This window comes from Acinetobacter sp. YH12134, from assembly GCF_013418555.1.
GTDB lineage: Bacteria > Pseudomonadota > Gammaproteobacteria > Pseudomonadales > Moraxellaceae > Acinetobacter > Acinetobacter indicus.
This window is the reverse complement of the sequence record NZ_VPBT01000052.1, coordinates 1-1,394: the sequence shown is the minus strand read 5'-3', so window position 1 is coordinate 1,394 and position 1,394 is coordinate 1. Positions and strand designations below refer to the sequence as shown.

The following is a 1,394-nucleotide window of genomic DNA, read 5'->3' as shown; positions in this document are numbered from 1 at the left end:
GAGTAATGCCAGTCAGTTAAGAGATTGACTGGCTTTTTCTTGGGTATTTTTGAGGTTTTCCTTTTACAACCCTTGGATAACTCCTCATCCGTCTCTCAGGTAAAACATATCTATCAGATTTCTCCATTAAACTTTCCAGATGTTTGGGGAGATTACCTGCAGAAGCCAAAGAGTCGAATCTGAGTAAATTAAGAATAGCGATAGATGCAATATGAAAACTGATTCTCAAAGGACTTACTTTAGCTCGTTGAGCCATATATTTCATTTGTCTTCTTAGAACATTATAAGCAATCAAGACACCCCATAATTCTTGATAAATTAAGTCTGGTTGCTTGCTTCTTAAGAGCTTACCTTTCTGTAAATTGCTTTTAATTTCTCGGTAACACATTTCAATTTCCCAACGCTGAGCATATAACTTTGCCAAGGCTATAAGTGGGTATGTCTTTGAATCTAATAATGAAGTAATGTAACGTCTGATTTTTCCTGCCTGCTCAACTTCAATCAAACGTGCCTCCCAATAATCCCCTAACGTTGGGTTAAGTTTCTTGGCTCTAGCTGATATTGGCATCCTGATATGAAAATCATGTGGGGAATTCCGTTTAATAATTTCATAACGTAAATTATCTTTTGCTCGCATCAGCCAATGACTTGATTCTGCACGTGTTTGCCACCCTATTAGAAAATCAGCAGAGAAATAAGCTCGATCAAATAATGTAATACTTTGTGCCGGAGGAGATAATTGATTTCCTAATGTGAGTTCACCCTGATCCATACTGCCTATTTGGGCATCTATGATTTCATGGGTATTGGTATTGACTAGGCACGTGGCTCTCACTTGTGGGTAAGGTGCTACAGCAGTTTTACCTTTAGATGAGCCAAAATGATTAAAGTTCTCTTCGGTCAGCGGCATAGACCAAACCACCCCATCAACAGCACATATGCTAAGTCCTTGAAAGCTTGAATATTGTTGCTGTGTTTCATCAAACCATGCTTGGCTGAGCAGAGAGAATAAGGTACTTAAAGGCTCTTGTCCTAAACGTTGTCGTGCTTGGACTGCTGCACTAGGAACACAATATTCTGTTGTACCAAACACGAGGTTTAATTGCTCTACCACATAGCTGATGGGTTGATTGCGAAACAAGGCAAGCCCAATAACAAGCCAAACCACATGCTCAGCAGGTAATTTTCTCCTTCTGATTGATGCCTTACCTGTTTGATGCAGGCTTGTTTCAATCCAATTTAAATCAATAAGTTCACAAAAATGGTTGAGTGATGGGAGAGAATGTTCAAGAGTGGATTCTAAATGTTCAGATAAAGACATAAAAAAATGAGCGTATTTACATACACTCATTTTTACTACATTTTACTAAAATTTGCTTAACTGACTGGCATTA

General features: G+C 38.4%; 1 protein-coding gene. It reads right to left on the bottom strand.

The genetic code is table 11. The features are described from left to right. Positions 1-16: 16 nt before the first annotated feature. On the bottom strand, positions 17-1,321 hold the full coding sequence (locus tag FTU69_RS14640) for an IS4 family transposase (RefSeq protein WP_163142058.1): 1,305 nt from the start codon (positions 1,319-1,321) through the stop codon (positions 17-19). Positions 1,322-1,394 lie beyond the last annotated feature (73 nt).